Source organism: Methanocaldococcus lauensis, from assembly GCF_902827225.1.
Taxonomy (GTDB): domain Archaea; phylum AGJL01; class Methanococci; order Methanococcales; family Methanocaldococcaceae; genus Methanocaldococcus; species Methanocaldococcus lauensis.
The window spans coordinates 1,000,848-1,018,469 of the sequence record NZ_LR792632.1 but is presented as its reverse complement, the minus strand read 5'-3'; the positions used below and the strand labels follow the sequence as shown (position 1 = coordinate 1,018,469).

Below are 17,622 nucleotides of genomic sequence, written 5' to 3'. Positions count from 1 at the left end.
CATATTTAAATTATTTCAACCAATCTAAAAGCGTATATTTTTTATTTGGAGTAATTTTTTTAATATTTTCCTCAGTTTTTTGAACTTTTATATTTTCTTCCAATTTTAATTCAGTTTTTTGAAGATTTTCATTTTTTTCAGTTTTTTCTTCCTCTTTTTCAATATTAATTGGTTTATTTAACTCCTCTAAAATAAGATTTATTATATCATCGAATTCTTCAAAGTCCTTCTCTCCAACTCTTTCAATTATTTTAAGTTCTATAGGAGTAAAGAACTCACTCTCAGTAGTTCCTTTTGTAGATATTGTTCTTTGTTTACCAAACTTTGTCTTTATGTGTAGATGTTTAACCTTAAAAATATCATGAAGGAAAGAGACATCAAAAGGTTTTTCCCATTCGACATTAATTCTTAAAAATGCTTCACTTGGAATATAATTTACTAACCTCTTTAATTCACTTTTAACAACATTTTCATCTGCCTTTATCTTAACATCATAGAAAGGTCTTACATTTAATTTTATAAATTTAGGCTTAAAGTCTTCAACTATAAAAAAGCCCTTATCACATCCAGATTGTTGCAGAAATCTATTTCCATCCCATCTATATCTTATCTCATAATCTCCAAAATCCCATCTTTGCAATGAACCGGGATATGCAACAATTCCATATCCTTTATTTGTTTGCCACATCTTGTGTATATGTCCCATTGCATAATAGAGAAATTCATCTGGTAAATCTTTAAGGCTTATTTCAAAGTAATCTCTCTGAGTTTCAAGATATAAATTGTCCATAATTTCCTTTATTCCTTGATGTAGCATTAATATTGCATCTCCATTTGGTTTGAAGTAATCACTTAAATTATTTCTCTCAAACCACGCGGCACTCATATATTTCATTCCGTAAATTTCAATACTATTATTACCCTTCTCAAAAATGCCTTTAACAATTAATTTTCCATTAACATTTTCTGTAATTTGATATTCATTTTCCTTTTTTTCCTCACTGAATCCTATAAGATATATTAATCCCAAAGATTCAAGGAGATGATAAACAGAAATCTTCTTCTGAGTTCTGTCGTGATTTCCTTCTATAGCAAAAACTGGAATATCATTTTCTTTAGGTATTGATAATATATCTATAGCCTCTTTAATTGTTTGAGGACTTGGATTACTCCTGTGGAATAAATCCCCAGATATTAAGATAAAATCAACTTTTTTATCAACAGCCTTTTTTATAGCCGTTTCAAAGGCATTTTTAAATTCTTCAGATCTATAAGGTAATCTATATTGCTCAAATCCAAGATGAACATCTGCAATATGAGCAAATTTAAAAGTCATAACTTATCCCCTCATCTTCATAAATTTTTTGAATTTCCTTCTCTTTTTTTTCTTCAACCTCTCTATTGAGCCATCTTGAAACAACTCCTATATCTTCACCACCGTAATCCCCACCCATAGATTTAAAGTTGTGTATTTTAACCAACGCTGGAAGAGAAATTGCTTGACCAACTATTACAGCCTCACCCTTACCAAGAGAGGCGATATCTGAGAGTAAATCAGAACTCAGTTGCTCACTCGCTTTGAGAACATAATCCTGATCTTTTGGATTTACAATTCTTAAAATTATCTTCGTGTTTGTTTGACTTAAAACATCTTCATTCAGTTTATTTGGTCTTTGTGAAACTATTCCCAATCCTACTCCAAATTTTCTACCTTCTCTTGCAATTCTACTTAAAATTCTTACAGCATCGTTATTTTCTCCTTGTGGAGCAAAGATATGTGCCTCTTCTACAATAAGAAGGATTGGCTCAGCAAGGGCTTTACTCTTACTTTTAATATCCTTCATAGTTTTTTCAAGTTCTTTTATTTCATTTTCAAGTTTTGAAGTTCTAACTACTCTACTTTCTCTCAATTCTTCTTTTATTCGTTCAAGTTTCTTTCTTGCTTTTTCATAATCTACCCTTGCCTCAAATATGGCATACAAAAGCTTACCAACAACAACCTTCATTTGGCTCTCATCTAAATGACCTAAATCAATGACATTGGCTTTACCCGGCTCAATCTGAGAGATTAAATCTTCACTTGTCAATAAAGATCCATAGTTTCTTAGAAATCTTCTAATTCTTAGAACTACGCCTCTTAAAGTTTCAACTCTCTCTGCTTTGAGTTCCTCAGTAAAGTAATTCTTCTTTCCCTCATCCCAATATTCTGCTATTTTATTCCTTATCCAATCGTTTATTTTTTCCATGAGTTTTTCAATAATCTCTCTTCCCCCAACATTTGGATTTTCATGTTTAACAGTTTCCCATGCCTTGGCTAAAAACTCTCTCTGAATTGTTGCATTTTTGGCAATTTCAATTAAATCAGCTAATTCTTCACTATCCATTTCTTCTGGTTTTATTTTGGCTTCAATTATTTTCACATATTCTTTTCCGGTATTTGGAAGTCTTAACTTAATATAATCTCCATGAGGGTCAAGAACTACAACAGTCCCTCTAAGTTTTTCAACAATTTGACTAATCATCACAGATACGGTATTAGATTTTCCAGCCCCAGTAACAGCTAAAACTGCAAAATGTCTTGAAACGAGTTCATCAGCATTTAAATAAATTGGAACACTTTCTCTCAAAAGGAGATTTCCTATTTCTATATATCCAATTCCGGGATTGAATATTGCCTTTAAAATATCATCACTTAAACGATAAACCTTTCTACCATTAGGAATAGGCACTCTATTTGGCAAAACCTCAACTCTTTCTCCATTAATTTTAATTTTTCCAAGAATTCTTACAGTAGCTATAATTTCTTCATTGGATTCAATACTATCTCCATATTGTTCTAAATCTATTTGAAGAGCATAATATGTGCTTTTTCCTCCACTGAGAAGCCAGTTTATATTTTCAAGTTTTCTAATATTGCCAATAACCCATTCATCCTCTCTATTTTGAGCTACAACAAATTCTCCAAATCGTAATTCAGCGTCTGGATGAGCAGAAAATTTAAAATTTGTAACTGTTGCCTCTCCTTTGACTATACCAACAACATCCTCAATAATATTCATAAATATCACCTTTAATATAGTTACTCTAATATATATATAAATCTTTATCAAATAATAGATGAAAAGATTATAGCAAAATCAATTATAAGGGTGAAATTATGAGAGTAATTGGAATTATTGGATATAAAAATTCTGGAAAAACTTCATTGATTGAAGATATTTTAAAACATTCCAATGAAAAAATTGGAGTTATTAAACATACTGATAAGGATGTAGAGATTGATATGATAGGTAAAGATACATATAGATTTTTCACATCTGGAGCTAAAATAGCAGTTCTATCTACTCAAAATAAGACAGTTTTTTTTACTAAAAATATGAGTTTAGAAGACATTTTATCAAAGTTAGTAGGTTATGGTTTAGATTTTGTTATTATTGAAGGTTTTAAAGAAGAGTTAAAAAGATTAAATATTCCAAAAATCGTTATGATAAAAGATAAAGAAGGTTCAGAGTTAATAGACGACCACACAGTAAAAGTTATTGAAGATTATAACTATAACATTGAGGAGATTCTAAAAATTATTAAAGAAAAATCTATTATTCCCACAATGAACTTAAACTGTGGATATTGTGGATACAACTGTAAAACATTTGTTAAAGCTCTGGCAAAAGGAGAGGCAAAGTGGGATGACTGTATATTAAGTAATGGAGTAAGAATAATAGTTGATGATAAAATAATTCCAACTGTGCCTTTTGTTTCTAAGATTATAGGTAAAACAATTAAAGCAATGGTTGAATCGTTAAAGGGTGTAGAAAACCCAAAAAATATTAAGATTATTATTGACCCCTCCAAGATAAAATAGATACCGAAATATTTAAATACTATCAATGTATTATAGTAAAGTTAGATTACAACTAAACATCGATATAAAAAAATATGAATTTGACAATATTAATAAAGATATTAATATTTCTAATTCCAAAATTACAAAAATATAATATAATTTAAAATAAAGGTGAAAAAATGGAAGAAAAATATGAAAGAGCGGCAGAAATATTTAAAGCATTTGGAGACCCAACAAGGTTAATGATTTTAAAGTTGTTGGCAGACAATGGAAGCATGTGTGTCTGCAACATAATTAATGAGTTGAAAAAGCCACAGCCAACAATCTCCCACCACTTAAATATTTTAAAGAAGGCTGGGATAGTTAAAGCAAGAAAAGAAGGGACTTGGAACTTCTACTACATAGTAAATGATAGAGTTAAAGAGATAATTAAATTGGTAGATGAATTATAAATTTCTTTTAATTTTATTTTTATCTCTTTTTTGTTAAAATCTTAAATTTAAAATACTATAATACTCAATGATTTAATGTAACTCATAAAAACTATTTATTCCAATTTTTAATTCTTTAAAAATTTGTTAGATAATTTTTTAATTAAAATTTCTATTGTTAAATATTATTAGTTAATATTTCTATTTTTTGGTGAGAGTATGGGAATTGAAGAAGAAATTAAAAGAATAGAAGAGGAGTTAAAAAGAACTCCTTATAATAAAGCGACACAAAAACACATTGGCAGATTAAAGGCAAAATTGGCAAAATTAAGGGAGATGGCTCAAAGTAGAGGGGGAGGTGGAGGAGGGAAAGGATATGCTGTAAAAAAGAGTGGTGATGCTACTGCCGCATTTGTGGGATTTCCTTCAGTTGGAAAATCCACACTATTAAATAAATTAACTAATGCTAAATCTGAAGTTGGAGCCTATGCATTTACAACATTAACTATTGTTCCGGGTGTCTTAGAGTATAAAGGGGCTAAAATTCAACTTTTAGATGCTCCTGGTATTATTGTTGGAGCCTCATCAGGAAAAGGTAGAGGGTCTGAGGTTTTATCTGCTGTTAGAAGTGCTGACTTAATATTATTGACTGTTGATATTTATACATTGGATCATCTTCCAGTTATTGAAAAAGAGCTTTACAATGTAGGGATTAGATTGGATCAAAAACCTCCAGATGTTAAAATTAAAGTTAAAGATAGAGGAGGAATTAATGTAAGTTCTACTGTTCCATTAACTCATATAGATGAAGACACTATAGAGGCAATATTAAATGAGTATAAAATACACAACGCAGATGTAGTTATAAGAGAGGATATAACATTAGAGCAGTTCATAGATGTTGTTGCAGGAAATAGAGTATATATTCCCTCATTAGTAGTTGTCAATAAGATAGATTTAGCAGATGAGGAATATTTAAAATACATAAAACAGAAATTGGAAGAGTTTGGAAAGGATTATGTTTTAGTTTCTGGAAATAAAAATATTAATTTAGATTTATTGAAAGAAAAAATTTATGAAAAGTTAGGATTTATAAAGATTTACTTAAAGCCACAAGGAAAAAAACCTGACTTTGACGAACCTTTAATTATGAGAAGAGGGGCTACTGTAAGAGATGTTTGTGAAAAACTACATAAGGATTTTGTTAGAAATTTCAGATATGCTCAAGTTTGGGGTAAGTCAGCAAAGCATCCTGGGCAGAGAGTGGGATTAGATCACAAATTAGAAGATGAAGATATTTTAACAATTGTTATAAAGAGATAATTTAAAAATTAAAGAGATGAAATTATGGAAATTGAAGGTTATGAAAAAATTATAAAAGCTGGAGAGATTGCTTCAAAAGTAAGAGATGAAGCAGTAAAATTAATAAAACCTGGCGTTAAGTTATTAGAGGTTGCAGAATTCGTTGAAAATAGAACTAAAGAATTGGGAGGAGAGCCAGCATTTCCATGTAATATATCAATTAATGATATAGCCGCACATTATACTCCAAAATTAAATGATTCTTTGGAGTTTAAAGATGAAGATGTTGTTAAGTTGGACTTAGGAGTTCATGTTGATGGATATATTGCAGATACAGCCATAACAGTAGATTTATCAAACTCATATAGAGATTTAGTAAAGGCTTCTGAAGATGCTTTATATACTGTTATTAAGGAGATAAATCCACCTATGAACATTGGAGAGATGGGAAAGATAATACAGGAAGTTATTGAGAGTTATGGATTTAAACCAATATCCAACCTATCTGGACATGTTATGTATAGATATGAATTACATACTGGAATTAGTATTCCAAATGTTTATGAAAGAACAAATAAAGTTATTGATGTTGGAGATTTAGTGGCAATAGAGCCATTTGCTACTAATGGCTTTGGTATGGTTAAAGATGGAGAGCCAGGGAATATATATAAATTTTTAGCTAAAAGACCTATTAGATTACCTCAAGCAAGGAAACTCTTAGAAGTTATAGCAAAAAACTATGCTTATTTACCATTTGCTGAAAGATGGGTTATAAAAAATGAGAGTGAAAGATTGGCGTTAAATTCATTAGTAAGATCTTCTTGCCTATATAGTTATCCAATATTAAAAGAAAGAAAAAATGGCATAGTTAGTCAAGCGGAGCATACAATATTAATAACTGAAAATGATGTAATTATAACAACAAGATAGGTTCATCTTATATATTAAAAAATTATATACTGTTCTAAATACAGGAGTAAATTGAAGTCCGAAGTGGATAGTTATTATCGAACTTTAACAAAATAAAGAATAAAAATTACTGCATATCAATAAAGTAATATTTCTTTCCATCAATTTCTATGCATTTTAAATTTTTACTATTTTTTAATGCATATAGATATTTTCCAACCTCTGAAATATGCAATCCCAAAGCGTTTGATAAATCTTCAACTGTGCATGGTCTTATTTTTAATATTGATGAAATTCTTTCGAGAATATTAGAATTCAACGATTCATTATACTTCTTTTTACTTTTTTCTCCTATTATAAATGCTTTTTCCCCGAGAATTTCTCTAATTTCTTTTAACCTCTCATACTTTACTTTTTTTGCATACTTTTCGCATGGAGGTCTTATTGGAGTGTTTATCTCAATATTGTTTGGGTTTATTTTATCAAATATCTCTTTGAGTTTGTATATTGTTTCATCATCGTCATTTATCCCTTTCAAAACCATTAACTCTATATTTAAGATAGTTTCATCTGCCTCTCTTCTAAATTTAATCAATCCTTCAATAACATCTTTAAGTTTTATCTTAGTCCTATGAATTTTTTCAAACATTTCTTGATTTGTTGATGTTAAAGTTGCAGAAACTAAATCAGCATTTTTTAAAGCCTCTATAACAGATTTATAGTTCATCAATGATGAGTTAGTTATAACACAAATTGGTATATTGAATTCTCTCAATCTTTCAATAGATTCTTTTAAATAAGGAGATAATGTTGGCTCACCACTTCCTGCAAAAGTTAAGTAATCAATATTTGGATTTTCAGAGACAATCTTTTTGACTTCTTTATATATGTCTTCATCAGTTGGAAACTTTTCTAAAACTTCCTTTGGAATTTCTTTTGGAGAACTTACTAAATATCTCGTCCTTCCAAGTTGGCAGTATATACAGTCAAATGTGCAAGTGTAATAAACTGGGTCTATTCCTAAGGATAAACCTAACCTTCTCGAAGGGATTGGACCATAGACGAACATTTTTTATCACTTAACTTTATTTATTATTTTGATTATTATGTTTATTTTCTCTTTTTGATAGAAGGAAATAAATTATTGCCCCTATGATTCCTAAAAACCAAACAACTAAAAGCCATAAAATTTTTTCAAGAGTTTTTAAATCATCTCTTTTTATAATGTCCAATACAACTATTATAAAAACAACTATTTTTATTATCCACCATATAAATCCAAAAAATGCAAAATTAAAGAATGGAAATTCATAAAAGCCATAATTATAGCCCCAAGGAGGACACATTGGAGGATACCACATTTTTATGTCACCTTATTTAATAATTATATTTTTTTCAACTTCACATTTTAATGAATTATTAATAAGACATTTTTTTGAGCCATTTAGGACTAACTCTTTTAATTCCTCTTCATTTATATTATCTTTATTATCAACATTAACAATAATATCTAAGGATATTTTTTCAATACATCCTTTTTCAAAACTCTTTTCAATAGATGATACTTTAACGGTTACATCAGCAGCATCTATATTATTTTCAGATAAAGTTCTTCCAACAGCAATGGCGATACATCCACAAAGTCCAGATAAGAATAGATCCATAGGAGATATTACATCTTTTGTAGCCCCTCTACCCCCTTTTGAATTTAATTTTAGCCCTTTAACGCTTATAGATGCATTAAAATCTCCTTTATATTTTGAATATATTTCATAGTCATTATTTTTTGAAACGATTATATCAACAATATTCTTTATAAATTCCTCTCTTTTATCCTCTGGAATTTCTAATAAGAATTTGTCTAAAGCCTTTGGCATCATTTCTGGCATCATCTTTGGAGCCATCTCTTTGCACATTTCAGAGTTCATCATTTTTTCAATCATTTCTTTCATATTACCCATCATCATTGGATTCATAATATCGTCTCAAGTTTATGTAGTTTTTTGAATTTTCAAATATTTAGTATTCTCATTAATAATTTTATTTTTTTATACTATATTAACTTAATCTTTTTAGTGTCCTTTAAACGGATATCCATGATATGTGGCTATTGCGGTTTTTATAAAGGTTATAGCCCATAAACCAAACAACAGCCAGTATAATGCAAATCCAATGTAATCTATTATACTGTATTGGAATATTCCATAAACCATATGAGATGATGCAACATATGCCCCAAGGGGGAAGATAAACGCCCACCAGGGCATACCATAAGGCAATTTTAGTTTTTTAACATAGTGTATCGTCATTATTATTGCCATCAAAGCCCACCACACACCAAAGCCCCAAAACAGCAATGAAAATATATAAAACGGCTCTTTTACTGAAATAAATGGAGAATGATTTACTAAATTAATCAATGCTATAATTCCTGCTCCGATTGGACCTAAATTAATCCAAATTGTTGGAGCTAATGCTGAAGGTAGAGGATGATGGAGGATGAATCTATATATAACTATTGCAAGTAAAGCCAAATATAAGAAAAATCCTGACCCCCAACCATAGTAATTGATAAATACTGCCAATTCATGCCATATTCCAGTTAAGTGGGGAATTATTAAACTTCCAGCAATTGGAACAACTAATAAACCTACTGGTGGAATATACCAACCCGGATTAACATGATCTAACTTTATACTGTCTGATTTAAACATATAGTAAGGAACTATTAAATTAAACAGTAGCATACCAACAGCTCCAAAAGCCCAAAAGTATTTTGCAATATCTATATTATGCCCGATGATTATAAAATCCGAAGCCAATACAAGCATTGCTACTGCAACTGTTGGATAGAAGGAACTTAAAACTGGATGTTCTAAATCTGCCAATGCATCTTTTGGGAATAGTATCCATCTCAAAGTCCAAGGAATTAAAAATGCAAAGAACATTATAATATTTAAGTAAAACAAACCAACAGCAACATATTTTAATACTGGAATATATACTGAATACATCCAACTTGATATTGCTAAAATCCCTGTTCCCATTACTGCCGCAAACCATGAAGGTATAAAATTTTTAACAATGTCCCATTTTGATTCACATGCTTCTAACATTCTCTCACGCACTATTTTTTATCTCATATGTGGTAATTTAATACTCGTTATTAATACTTGATACACTTATATTTAAACTTTTCGATATATCGATTAATTCTAATATTTTAAAAATAAATTTGATTATATAGATATAGGATAAAACATAACTAAATAAAATATAATGTAAAAAAATTTTTAAAATTAATCTTTAGTTATCATAGTTCCTATACCTTCCTCGGTAAATATTTCTAACAACAAAGCATGAGGAATTTTTCCATTTATTATATGAACACTCTTAACTCCATGATTTAAGGCATACAAAGCACTTTCTGCCTTAGGAATCATTCCACCCTTTATTCTTCCATCTTCAATCATTTCCATTAACTCTGAGGCAGTTAATATTCTATGCAATGTATTTGGATCATTTACATCATCCATTATCCCATCTACATCAGTTATTAAAATAAGTTTCTCTGCCTTTAAAGCCCCTGCTATGTCTCCAGCGACTGTATCTGCATTTAAATTATATGCCTCTCCTTTTTCATCTAAACCTATTGGAGAGATTACAGGAATGTATCCATTTCTTATTAATATCTCTAAGAGTTCAGTATTAACTTCAACTGTCTCACCAACTTTACCTAAATCAACTGCTATTTTTTCTCCTTTCTCATTTTTAATGTATTTTATTTTTTTCTTTGCAATTATAATTCTTCCTGACTTTCCTGATAATCCAACAGCCTTTCCTCCAAATTTTGATAATTTAGATACTATATCTCCATTTATTTTCCCAGCCAACACCATCTCAACAATATCTAAGGTTTCCTCATCAGTTACCCTTAAACCATGAATAAATTTTGGTTTTTTACCCATTTTTTCCATTGCTTTATTAATCTCTGGTCCTCCTCCATGAACAACTACAGGATGGATTCCAACATATTTAAGTAAAACAACATCCTGAGCAGTCCAATTTTTCGCTTTTTCATCAATCATCGCATGCCCTCCATACTTTATAACAAATGTCTTTCCATGGAACTTCTGAATATATGGTAACGCCTCCAATAAAACCTCTGCCTTTTTTACCATAACAATCCCCAAAATTTTTATTTTATTCTGTTAGATGAAATATCTCTATTTAAACTTTATCAAACGATAAGTTATAAATAATAGCAAAGTTGTATATGTAAAGTTAAAGGAAATTGATAAAAAAATATAGGGAGTGTTTTAGTTGTTGGTGAGAAACAATGCCGAATTATCATGTAACATTACAAGCGGCTTACATCGTGAGAAATGTAGATGATGTCGAAGACGCTATAAGCGTTACAATATCTCAGATAGGTAAAATGTTAAATAAAGAAGGATTAAATTATGTTGATATAGACATTGGATTGACAATATGTCCAAAGTGTGGTGAGTTAGTAGATTGTGTTTTAGTTGTAGCAAGAACAGCCTTAGTAGGCGTTTTACTCTCCATGAAGGTGTTTAATGCAGAAAGTCCTGAACATGCTATAAGAATAGCAAAGGCAACAATTGGAAAAGTTCTAAAAAATATACCATTAGAGCCAGTTGATGTTGTAGAGTTAGAAAAATAAAATGATAAATTTTAATAAATTTTCAATAAATAATGATACCAAACTTTTAATTTTTTAAATTTTTAAAATTATTTATTTTTTATTACGAATTTTTAAATTTATTTTGTATAATTTATTTTAACTTTAATATATTAACCAAAATTAAGGATGATAAGATGAGATTTGACACAAAAAAGATTTTAGAATTAGCGGAAAAAGATTTTGAAAAGGCTTGGAGAGAGACAAAGGCATTAATTAAAGACAAACATATAGATTATAGATATCCAAGAATTAAGCCAATTTATGGAAAACCACATCCAGTAATGGAAACTATTGAGAGATTAAGACAGGCATATTTAAGAATGGGATTTGAAGAAGTAATTAATCCAATTATCGTTGATGAAATTGAAATATATAAGCAGTTTGGACCAGAGGCTATGGCTGTTTTAGATAGATGTTTCTACTTAGCTGGATTGCCAAGACCTGATGTTGGTTTAGGAAATGATAAAGTTGAGATTATAGAAAATTTGGGAATAAAGTTAGATGAAAAGAAAAAAGAAAAATTGAGAGAAGTTCTCCATTCATATAAAAAAGGTAGTATAGATGGAGATGATTTAGTCTTTGAAATAGCAAAGGCTTTAAATGTAAGTAATGAAATGGGTTTAAAGGTTTTAGAAACTGCATTTCCTGAATTTAAAGATTTAAAACCAGAGGCATCTACATTAACTTTAAGAAGCCATATGACTTCAGGATGGTTTATAACTCTAAGTTATTTGATAAAAAAGAGAAAATTACCTTTAAAACTCTTCTCAATTGATAGATGCTTTAGAAGAGAGCAGAGAGAGGATAGAAGTCATTTAATGAGTTATCACTCTGCATCTTGTGTAGTAGTTGGTGAAGATGTCAGTGTTGATGACGGTAAAGTTGTTGCCGAAGGTTTATTGGAGCAGTTTGGATTTACTAAATTTAAATTTAAGCCTGATGAAAAAAAGAGTAAGTATTATACTCCAGAGACACAAACAGAGGTTTATGCTTTCCACCCAAAACTAAATGAGTGGATTGAAGTTGCCACATTTGGTGTTTATTCCCCAATAGCATTGGCTAAGTATGACATTGATGTTCCAGTGATGAATCTTGGATTGGGAGTTGAGAGATTGGCAATGATAATTTACGGATATGAAGATGTTAGATATATGGTATATCCTCAATTTTATGAATATAATTTAAGTGATAGAGAAATAGCTGAAATGATAAGAGTTGATAAACTTCCAATATTGGATGAATTATACAATTTTGCAAATGAACTTATTGATATATGTATAAAGAATAAAGATAAAGAAAGCCCTTGCTCAATTGAAGTTAAAAAAGAATTTGATTTCAATGGAGAGAAGAAAGTTGTTAAGGTAGAGATATTTGAAAATGAGGTAAATAAAAGATTGTTAGGGCCGTCAGTATTAAATGAAGTTTATGTCTATGATAGTAACATATATGGAATTCCACCAACATTTGAGAGTATTAAAGAGGAATATATTCCTATTTTAAAGAAAGCTAAGGAAGAAGGAGTTTCTACTGGAATAAGATATATAGATGGAATTATATACAAATTAGTTGCTAAGATTGAGGAATCTTTAGTATCTAATATAGATGAGTTTAAATTTAGAGTTCCAATAGTTAGAAGTTTGAGTGACATAAACTTAAAAATAGACGATTTAGCTTTAAAACAAATAATGGGTAAAAACAAAGTTATAGATGTTAGAGGGCCAGTATTCTTAAGTGCTAAAGTGGAAATAAAATGAGAAAATAAAATAACAATTTATGCAAGAGTTTCTGGTAGAGACCAAAAAAATGATTTAGAAAGGCAAGTAGAATATTTAAAAAATTACTGTAAAGAGAAAAATTATGTTATTGAAGAAATAATTACCGACATTGATAGTGGTTTAAACGAGAATAGGAAAGAATTAAGAAAATTATTCAAATTAGTAAAGAATTAGTTGATGATTTGTCTATTGCCTTATATTTTGGATTAAAAAATAGTACAAAAATTTCTAAAATTAAAACATAAATTATAATATTTATTTCAACTAAAAAATTTTAGAAATCCTTAAAAATACGTCCTTAGAATTCGGTGTTAAAGTTGTTGATGTATATCCTTCCTACACCTCTATATTATGCCCAAACTGTGGAAATAGATTATTCTCAACTATATAAATTATCCGATGAGGAGGCTCTGCCTATACATAATAGGTTAGATTTTTAATATTTTATTGCTTGTAGCTTGTAATAAGTGATAATATGAATTATGATATTAAAATTATTGAAAGAGGTAGAGAATATTATAGAAATGGGTTAGTTAAGTATTGTATAAAATTTGGAGATTTTATATATGGAGAAGTTGTGGGTAGTGATATTTATAAAGTTAAGGTTGATTTAAAGGATTATTTTGGATATTGCTCCTGTCCATATAAATACAACTGCAAACATGCTTATGCATTAATTGAAGCATATAAAAACAATAACTACATAGATGCTGAAGAAATATTTAAAAATTTAGAGAATAAAAGTAAAGAAGAACTTTTAGAAATTATAAAAAATTTAGTTGTAAAAAATTATCTTTGGGAAGAATTCCTAAATAAAGACAGTTTATTTAACAAAGGTATTGGATTACTTAAATTAATCCCCTTAGAAAGAAAAAACATTTATACATTTAAATCATTTTTAAGAAATCAGTTTGTTAAAAAAGCAAAAGATGATGAACTATTAAAAATAATTTATGAGATGATAAATGCAGATTTAGACTTTAACAATTCTGATGTAGTTGAATCTTTAAATATAATATTAGATGAAATCTTTAAAAGAAATAACAAAGATGTCATAAAAAAGATTATAAATCTATATAGAAAACATAAAAAAGATCTTTGGATTGTTGAGGATTATTTAATCACACACTATGACAACTATTTTGAATTTGAAGATTAGATTGAAGATTAGAGATATAGATGCTGTGGTACCTCTCTTCTATTACTTAAAATCTTCTTTAAAGCCCAATCTAAATCTTCCTTACTAACATAATCTCTATCCTCTAATATAGCCTTGTGCAAAGCAGGTTTTAAGAATTTCTCTTTAATATCTCTTCCGCTAAATCCTTTAGTTTTTTCTACATATTCTTTTAGGTTTGCTTTAATTGGTAGTGGCATTTTTTTAGCATATAATTCCATAATTTTTAATCTTTCCTCATCGTTAGGTAGTTTAAATTCAATTTCTTCTTCAAATCTACTTCTAATCGCTGGATCCAACATTGCTGGATTGTTTGTTGCAGCTATAGTAACTACTCCTTCATTTTCTTTAATTCCGTCTAATTCGGTTAATAGAGCATTAACTACTTCAGAAACATCACCCCTCAATGACTGATACTCTCTACTTAAACCTATGGCATCTAATTCGTCGATAAATACAATACATGGAGCATTTTCTGATGCTTTTTGATACAGTTCTCTAATCATTTTTGAAGAGTCCCCTACATGCTCACCAATAAGCTCTGGAGCTTTCACTAATATGAATGATGAATTTGTCTCTGTTGCCAATGCTCTCGCCATAAGGGTCTTACCAGTTCCTGGTGGTCCATAGAATAATATATTCTTTGGAGCCCACTCACCAAAGAGTTTTGGATTTTCTAAATATTTCATAATAATTTTACATTTCTTTTTTGCCTCTTCTTGTCCAATAATCTCACTAAATCTTGCTTTTTTAAACTGAGTCCTAATAACTTTTTTAGGAATTTGTAATTTAAATATAGTCTCGCTTGTAATCATACCTCCCTCTTTTGGATATGTTGAAATAACCTTAAAGGCATAATCAGGAAGAATTGAATTGTCAAATAAATAATCACCTTCTTTAACTATCTCGCCAATCCACTGGTCTCTCGCATAGATATTGAAGAGTTTTGGATCATCAGAAGTAATTTTAACATTCTCGCTACCAACTCTAATAGGGAATCCAGCAGGTTCTAATATGACATACTTTAATGATGGTAAAGTATCATCGTAAGTTTTAATCTTTGAAAAGGTCTTTATTTTTATTGGATTAAATCCTATTTTGCTCATAATCTCTCACCAATTTAAGTAATAATTTTACATAATTATAACAGTGAGAATATTATGGTTATAAGGTAGTATATAAAGTTAGGCCAATGTATATTTATACATAATTGGTATATTAATAATTTACCTTAACTAAAAATATTAGGGGGATGAAATGACATCTATGGACTTATTTTTCTTCTTTTTCATTTTTCTACTTTTTATTTATCCAGAGATGATGATGAAGTATAGAATAATGAGAAGGTTAAGGTGTATAAGGGAGATAGAAAAAGAGAGGAAGAGTAGAGTTATTGCTATGATACATAGGCAAGAGGCTTTAACATTTTTAGGAATCCCAATATATAAATTTATAACAATAGAGGATAGTGAAGAAATTTTAAGGGCTATAAGATTGACTCCAGAAGATATGCCAATAGATTTAATTATTCATACACCAGGTGGCTTAGCGTTGGCGAGTGAACAAATAGCTTTAGCTTTAAAAGAGCATAAAGCAAAAACTACTGTAATAATTCCGCACTATGCGATGAGTGGAGGTAGTTTAATTGCATTAGCCGCTGATGAAATAATTATGGATAAAAACGCAGTTATGGGTCCAGTAGATCCTCAAATTGGACAGTATCCTGCGGCATCTATATTGGAGGCATACTACAGAAAAGGAGAGAAGGTAGATGATGAAACATTAATATTGGTTGATATATCAAAAAAAGCTATTAAACAAATGGAAGAATTCGTTTATGAATTATTAAAGGATAAATATGGAGAGGAAAAGGCAAAAAATATTGCTAAAGAACTAACTTCGGGAAAATGGACTCACGATTATCCACTAACAGTTAATAAATTAAAGGAGTTAGGGATTGAAGTTAATACAAATGTTCCAAAAAAAGTTTATGAACTATTGGAATTATATCCTCAGCCAATGGGTGCAAAGCCATCAGTTTATTATATTCCAGTTCCATACAATAAAAAAGAGCGGGAAAAGAATGAAAAATAAAATTAAAAAAGTTAGAATAGGTAACTTAGAGTTTGATGTTGTATTAGCAGATAATTTTATTAAGAGGGCTTTTGGCTTAATGTTTAGAGATATTGGAGATAGGGCAATGCTTTTTCTATATAGAAGAAGAAAAATATCTATTCATACATTTTTTATGTTATATCCTATTGATGTTATTTTCATTGATAAAGATAGAGTTGTGGAAACAGTTAGATTAAAGCCTTGGAAAACATACAGTTGTAAAAATTATTCAACATCAATGCTTGAATTTAAATGTAGAAATATTGATTTAAATGAACTTATAGGAACAAAGGTAGAATTTATGAGATGATATTTATGGACTATCTACAAATTCTTGAAGATTTAATAAAAATAAAAACTGACAACAAAATTGGAGTTAGAAAAGCATTTAAATATTTATCAAATTTTTTTAATAACTTAGGGATAAATAATAAAGTTGTTGAGGGTTGCTTTGTAGCTTATAAAGATAATGTAGAAAACTTTGATGTAATATTAAATTCACATATAGACACTGTAAAAGTTCAATTAGATTTTAAAAAAGATGATAAATATTTTTATGGAACTGGAGTTATAGATGCTAAGGCAAATGTTATTTTAATGATTCACGCTTTTTTAAATAGCGATAAATCATTATTAGTTATCTCCCCCGACGAAGAAACAGAATCTAATGGAATTTATAATTTTTGTCAATATTTAAAAAGAAAAATTAAAAATAAAAAAATTATAGGAATTGTTAGTGAGCCAACAGACTTAAAAGTTTGTATTGGACACAAAGGGAGGTTTGAGTATGTTGTTGAAAGTTTTGGTAAATCTATGCATGCATCATCAGTTAATAATTGTATAAATCCCATAGAAATTTTAAGTAAGATTATCTTGGACTTAAAAAATATTCCTCTAAAAAAAATTAAAGTTGATAAAATATATAGTTCCACAATAACTCCTACTATGATAAAGGGAGGAATTCAAAGTAATATAGTTCCTGACTACGCCTATGTTTTATTTGATGTTAGAAGTGTAGAAGAAGATATAATAAATAAAATTTCCAATTTTTTAGATAACAAAGAATACTCAAAGTATATAAAAAATAGATTAAATTTAGGGAGACATTATGCAGATTTTTACATGCTAAAAAATAAAGAACTAATAGATAAATTATCCAAATATTATGAAATATCCTTTTTTAATGCGACTTGTGAAGCATACTACATAAATAAATTTTTAAATGCAGATGTTGTGATTTATGGAGTTGGTAAATTAGAGTATGCTCATTCTAAAAATGAGTTTTTAAATTTAAATGATTTTGATAAAGGAATAAAAAATATAGAAAAACTTGTAGAATTAATTAAAGAATAATGGGGAGC

At 29.0% G+C, this 17,622-nt stretch carries 19 protein-coding genes and 1 pseudogene; 12 read left to right on the top strand and 8 right to left on the bottom strand.

Annotated features, from left to right (window positions below):
• Nucleotides 1–10 precede the first annotated feature (10 nt).
• Both mre11 and herA read right to left on the bottom strand, forming a co-directional pair.
• On the bottom strand, nt 11–1,336 hold the full coding sequence (gene mre11, locus KMP69_RS05530; protein WP_214399469.1) for a DNA double-strand break repair protein Mre11: 1,326 nt from the start codon (nt 1,334–1,336) through the stop codon (nt 11–13).
• Nucleotides 1,326–3,059: a DNA double-strand break repair helicase HerA gene (herA, locus tag KMP69_RS05525; protein ID WP_214399468.1), complete on the bottom strand. Its 1,734-nt coding sequence runs from the start codon at nt 3,057–3,059 to the stop codon at nt 1,326–1,328. The genes mre11 and herA overlap by 11 nt, the downstream gene beginning before the upstream one ends.
• 98 nt (nt 3,060–3,157) lie before the next feature.
• On the opposite strand from herA, the gene mobB reads away from it, so the two are divergent.
• The 4 genes from mobB to map all read left to right on the top strand — a co-directional run bounded on the left by mobB (nt 3,158) and on the right by map (nt 6,507).
• Nucleotides 3,158–3,862, top strand: a complete 705-nt coding sequence (gene mobB, locus KMP69_RS05520; protein WP_214399467.1) for a molybdopterin-guanine dinucleotide biosynthesis protein B — start codon at nt 3,158–3,160, stop codon at nt 3,860–3,862.
• A gap of 161 nt (nt 3,863–4,023) precedes the next feature.
• The gene (locus KMP69_RS05515; protein WP_214399466.1) at nt 4,024–4,296 is read left to right on the top strand and encodes an ArsR/SmtB family transcription factor; all 273 of its coding nucleotides are present in this window, start codon (nt 4,024–4,026) and stop codon (nt 4,294–4,296) included.
• 198 nt (nt 4,297–4,494) lie between these two features.
• Entirely contained in the window at nt 4,495–5,598 is a 1,104-nt protein-coding gene (locus KMP69_RS05510) for an OBG GTPase family GTP-binding protein (protein WP_214399465.1), read from the top strand.
• A 24-nt stretch (nt 5,599–5,622) separates the two neighbouring features.
• Nucleotides 5,623–6,507, top strand: a complete 885-nt coding sequence (gene map / locus KMP69_RS05505; RefSeq protein WP_214399464.1) for a type II methionyl aminopeptidase — start codon at nt 5,623–5,625, stop codon at nt 6,505–6,507.
• Nucleotides 6,508–6,613: 106 nt separating this feature from the next.
• On the opposite strand, the gene KMP69_RS05500 is transcribed toward map, so the two are convergent.
• The 5 genes from KMP69_RS05500 to argB all read right to left on the bottom strand — a co-directional run bounded on the left by KMP69_RS05500 (nt 6,614) and on the right by argB (nt 10,667).
• Entirely contained in the window at nt 6,614–7,555 is a 942-nt protein-coding gene (locus KMP69_RS05500) for a radical SAM protein (protein ID WP_214399463.1), read from the bottom strand.
• Between the two features lie 16 nt (nt 7,556–7,571).
• On the bottom strand, nt 7,572–7,847 hold the full coding sequence (locus KMP69_RS05495) for a PLD nuclease N-terminal domain-containing protein (protein ID WP_214399462.1): 276 nt from the start codon (nt 7,845–7,847) through the stop codon (nt 7,572–7,574).
• Between the two features lie 12 nt (nt 7,848–7,859).
• The gene (locus KMP69_RS05490) at nt 7,860–8,462 is read right to left on the bottom strand and encodes an OsmC family protein (protein WP_250543583.1); all 603 of its coding nucleotides are present in this window, start codon (nt 8,460–8,462) and stop codon (nt 7,860–7,862) included.
• A gap of 96 nt (nt 8,463–8,558) precedes the next feature.
• Nucleotides 8,559–9,602: a TDT family transporter gene (tdt, locus tag KMP69_RS05485; RefSeq protein ID WP_214399461.1), complete on the bottom strand. Its 1,044-nt coding sequence runs from the start codon at nt 9,600–9,602 to the stop codon at nt 8,559–8,561.
• Nucleotides 9,603–9,785: 183 nt separating this feature from the next.
• On the bottom strand, nt 9,786–10,667 hold the full coding sequence (argB, locus tag KMP69_RS05480; RefSeq protein ID WP_214399460.1) for an acetylglutamate kinase: 882 nt from the start codon (nt 10,665–10,667) through the stop codon (nt 9,786–9,788).
• Nucleotides 10,668–10,825: 158 nt separating this feature from the next.
• On the opposite strand from argB, the gene KMP69_RS05475 reads away from it, so the two are divergent.
• From KMP69_RS05475 to KMP69_RS05455, 5 genes and pseudogenes are all read left to right on the top strand, one after another.
• Nucleotides 10,826–11,173, top strand: coding sequence for a DUF555 domain-containing protein (locus KMP69_RS05475; RefSeq protein WP_010869560.1), 348 nt, complete (start codon nt 10,826–10,828; stop codon nt 11,171–11,173).
• 155 nt (nt 11,174–11,328) lie between these two features.
• Nucleotides 11,329–12,948, top strand: coding sequence for an O-phosphoserine--tRNA ligase (gene sepS, locus KMP69_RS05470; RefSeq protein WP_214399459.1), 1,620 nt, complete (start codon nt 11,329–11,331; stop codon nt 12,946–12,948).
• Between the two features lie 3 nt (nt 12,949–12,951).
• Nucleotides 12,952–13,140: pseudogene (locus KMP69_RS05465) on the top strand (recombinase family protein); the annotation flags it as partial.
• Nucleotides 13,141–13,240: 100 nt separating this feature from the next.
• Entirely contained in the window at nt 13,241–13,360 is a 120-nt protein-coding gene (locus KMP69_RS08235; RefSeq protein ID WP_394357604.1) for a zinc ribbon domain-containing protein, read from the top strand.
• Nucleotides 13,361–13,444: 84 nt separating this feature from the next.
• Nucleotides 13,445–14,128 (top strand): SWIM zinc finger family protein, encoded by a 684-nt coding sequence (locus KMP69_RS05455; RefSeq protein ID WP_214399458.1) that lies wholly within the window; start codon nt 13,445–13,447, stop codon nt 14,126–14,128.
• An 8-nt stretch (nt 14,129–14,136) separates the two neighbouring features.
• Here KMP69_RS05455 and KMP69_RS05450 read toward each other — a convergent pair whose 3' ends face one another.
• Entirely contained in the window at nt 14,137–15,252 is a 1,116-nt protein-coding gene (locus tag KMP69_RS05450; protein ID WP_214399457.1) for an AAA family ATPase, read from the bottom strand.
• Between the two features lie 151 nt (nt 15,253–15,403).
• Between KMP69_RS05450 and KMP69_RS05445 the strand changes: the two genes are divergently transcribed.
• Genes KMP69_RS05445 through KMP69_RS05435 form a run of 3 tightly spaced genes read left to right on the top strand, consistent with a single transcriptional unit; the run spans nt 15,404 to nt 17,614 of the window.
• Complete coding sequence (locus tag KMP69_RS05445; RefSeq protein WP_214399456.1) at nt 15,404–16,240, top strand: SDH family Clp fold serine proteinase; 837 nt, start codon at nt 15,404–15,406, stop codon at nt 16,238–16,240.
• Nucleotides 16,230–16,571, top strand: a complete 342-nt coding sequence (locus KMP69_RS05440; RefSeq protein WP_214399455.1) for a DUF192 domain-containing protein — start codon at nt 16,230–16,232, stop codon at nt 16,569–16,571. Before KMP69_RS05445 ends, KMP69_RS05440 begins: the two co-directional genes overlap by 11 nt.
• The gene (locus KMP69_RS05435) at nt 16,568–17,614 is read left to right on the top strand and encodes a M20/M25/M40 family metallo-hydrolase (RefSeq protein ID WP_214399454.1); all 1,047 of its coding nucleotides are present in this window, start codon (nt 16,568–16,570) and stop codon (nt 17,612–17,614) included. The genes KMP69_RS05440 and KMP69_RS05435 overlap by 4 nt, the downstream gene beginning before the upstream one ends.
• Nucleotides 17,615–17,622: the final 8 nt, after the last annotated feature.

Coding starts and splice junctions, on each gene's coding strand:
- mre11 (WP_214399469.1), bottom strand. CDS start 1,336: ATGACTTTTAAATTTGCTCATATTGCAGATGTTCATCTTGGATTTGAG.
- herA (WP_214399468.1), bottom strand. CDS start 3,059: ATGAATATTATTGAGGATGTTGTTGGTATAGTCAAAGGAGAGGCAACA.
- mobB (WP_214399467.1), top strand. CDS start 3,158: ATGAGAGTAATTGGAATTATTGGATATAAAAATTCTGGAAAAACTTCA.
- KMP69_RS05515 (WP_214399466.1), top strand. CDS start 4,024: ATGGAAGAAAAATATGAAAGAGCGGCAGAAATATTTAAAGCATTTGGA.
- KMP69_RS05510 (WP_214399465.1), top strand. CDS start 4,495: ATGGGAATTGAAGAAGAAATTAAAAGAATAGAAGAGGAGTTAAAAAGA.
- map (WP_214399464.1), top strand. CDS start 5,623: ATGGAAATTGAAGGTTATGAAAAAATTATAAAAGCTGGAGAGATTGCT.
- KMP69_RS05500 (WP_214399463.1), bottom strand. CDS start 7,555: ATGTTCGTCTATGGTCCAATCCCTTCGAGAAGGTTAGGTTTATCCTTA.
- KMP69_RS05495 (WP_214399462.1), bottom strand. CDS start 7,847: ATGTGGTATCCTCCAATGTGTCCTCCTTGGGGCTATAATTATGGCTTT.
- KMP69_RS05490 (WP_250543583.1), bottom strand. CDS start 8,462: ATGAATCCAATGATGATGGGTAATATGAAAGAAATGATTGAAAAAATG.
- tdt (WP_214399461.1), bottom strand. CDS start 9,602: ATGTTAGAAGCATGTGAATCAAAATGGGACATTGTTAAAAATTTTATA.
- argB (WP_214399460.1), bottom strand. CDS start 10,667: ATGGTAAAAAAGGCAGAGGTTTTATTGGAGGCGTTACCATATATTCAG.
- KMP69_RS05475 (WP_010869560.1), top strand. CDS start 10,826: ATGCCGAATTATCATGTAACATTACAAGCGGCTTACATCGTGAGAAAT.
- sepS (WP_214399459.1), top strand. CDS start 11,329: ATGAGATTTGACACAAAAAAGATTTTAGAATTAGCGGAAAAAGATTTT.
- KMP69_RS05455 (WP_214399458.1), top strand. CDS start 13,445: ATGAATTATGATATTAAAATTATTGAAAGAGGTAGAGAATATTATAGA.
- KMP69_RS05450 (WP_214399457.1), bottom strand. CDS start 15,252: ATGAGCAAAATAGGATTTAATCCAATAAAAATAAAGACCTTTTCAAAG.
- KMP69_RS05445 (WP_214399456.1), top strand. CDS start 15,404: ATGACATCTATGGACTTATTTTTCTTCTTTTTCATTTTTCTACTTTTT.
- KMP69_RS05440 (WP_214399455.1), top strand. CDS start 16,230: ATGAAAAATAAAATTAAAAAAGTTAGAATAGGTAACTTAGAGTTTGAT.
- KMP69_RS05435 (WP_214399454.1), top strand. CDS start 16,568: ATGATATTTATGGACTATCTACAAATTCTTGAAGATTTAATAAAAATA.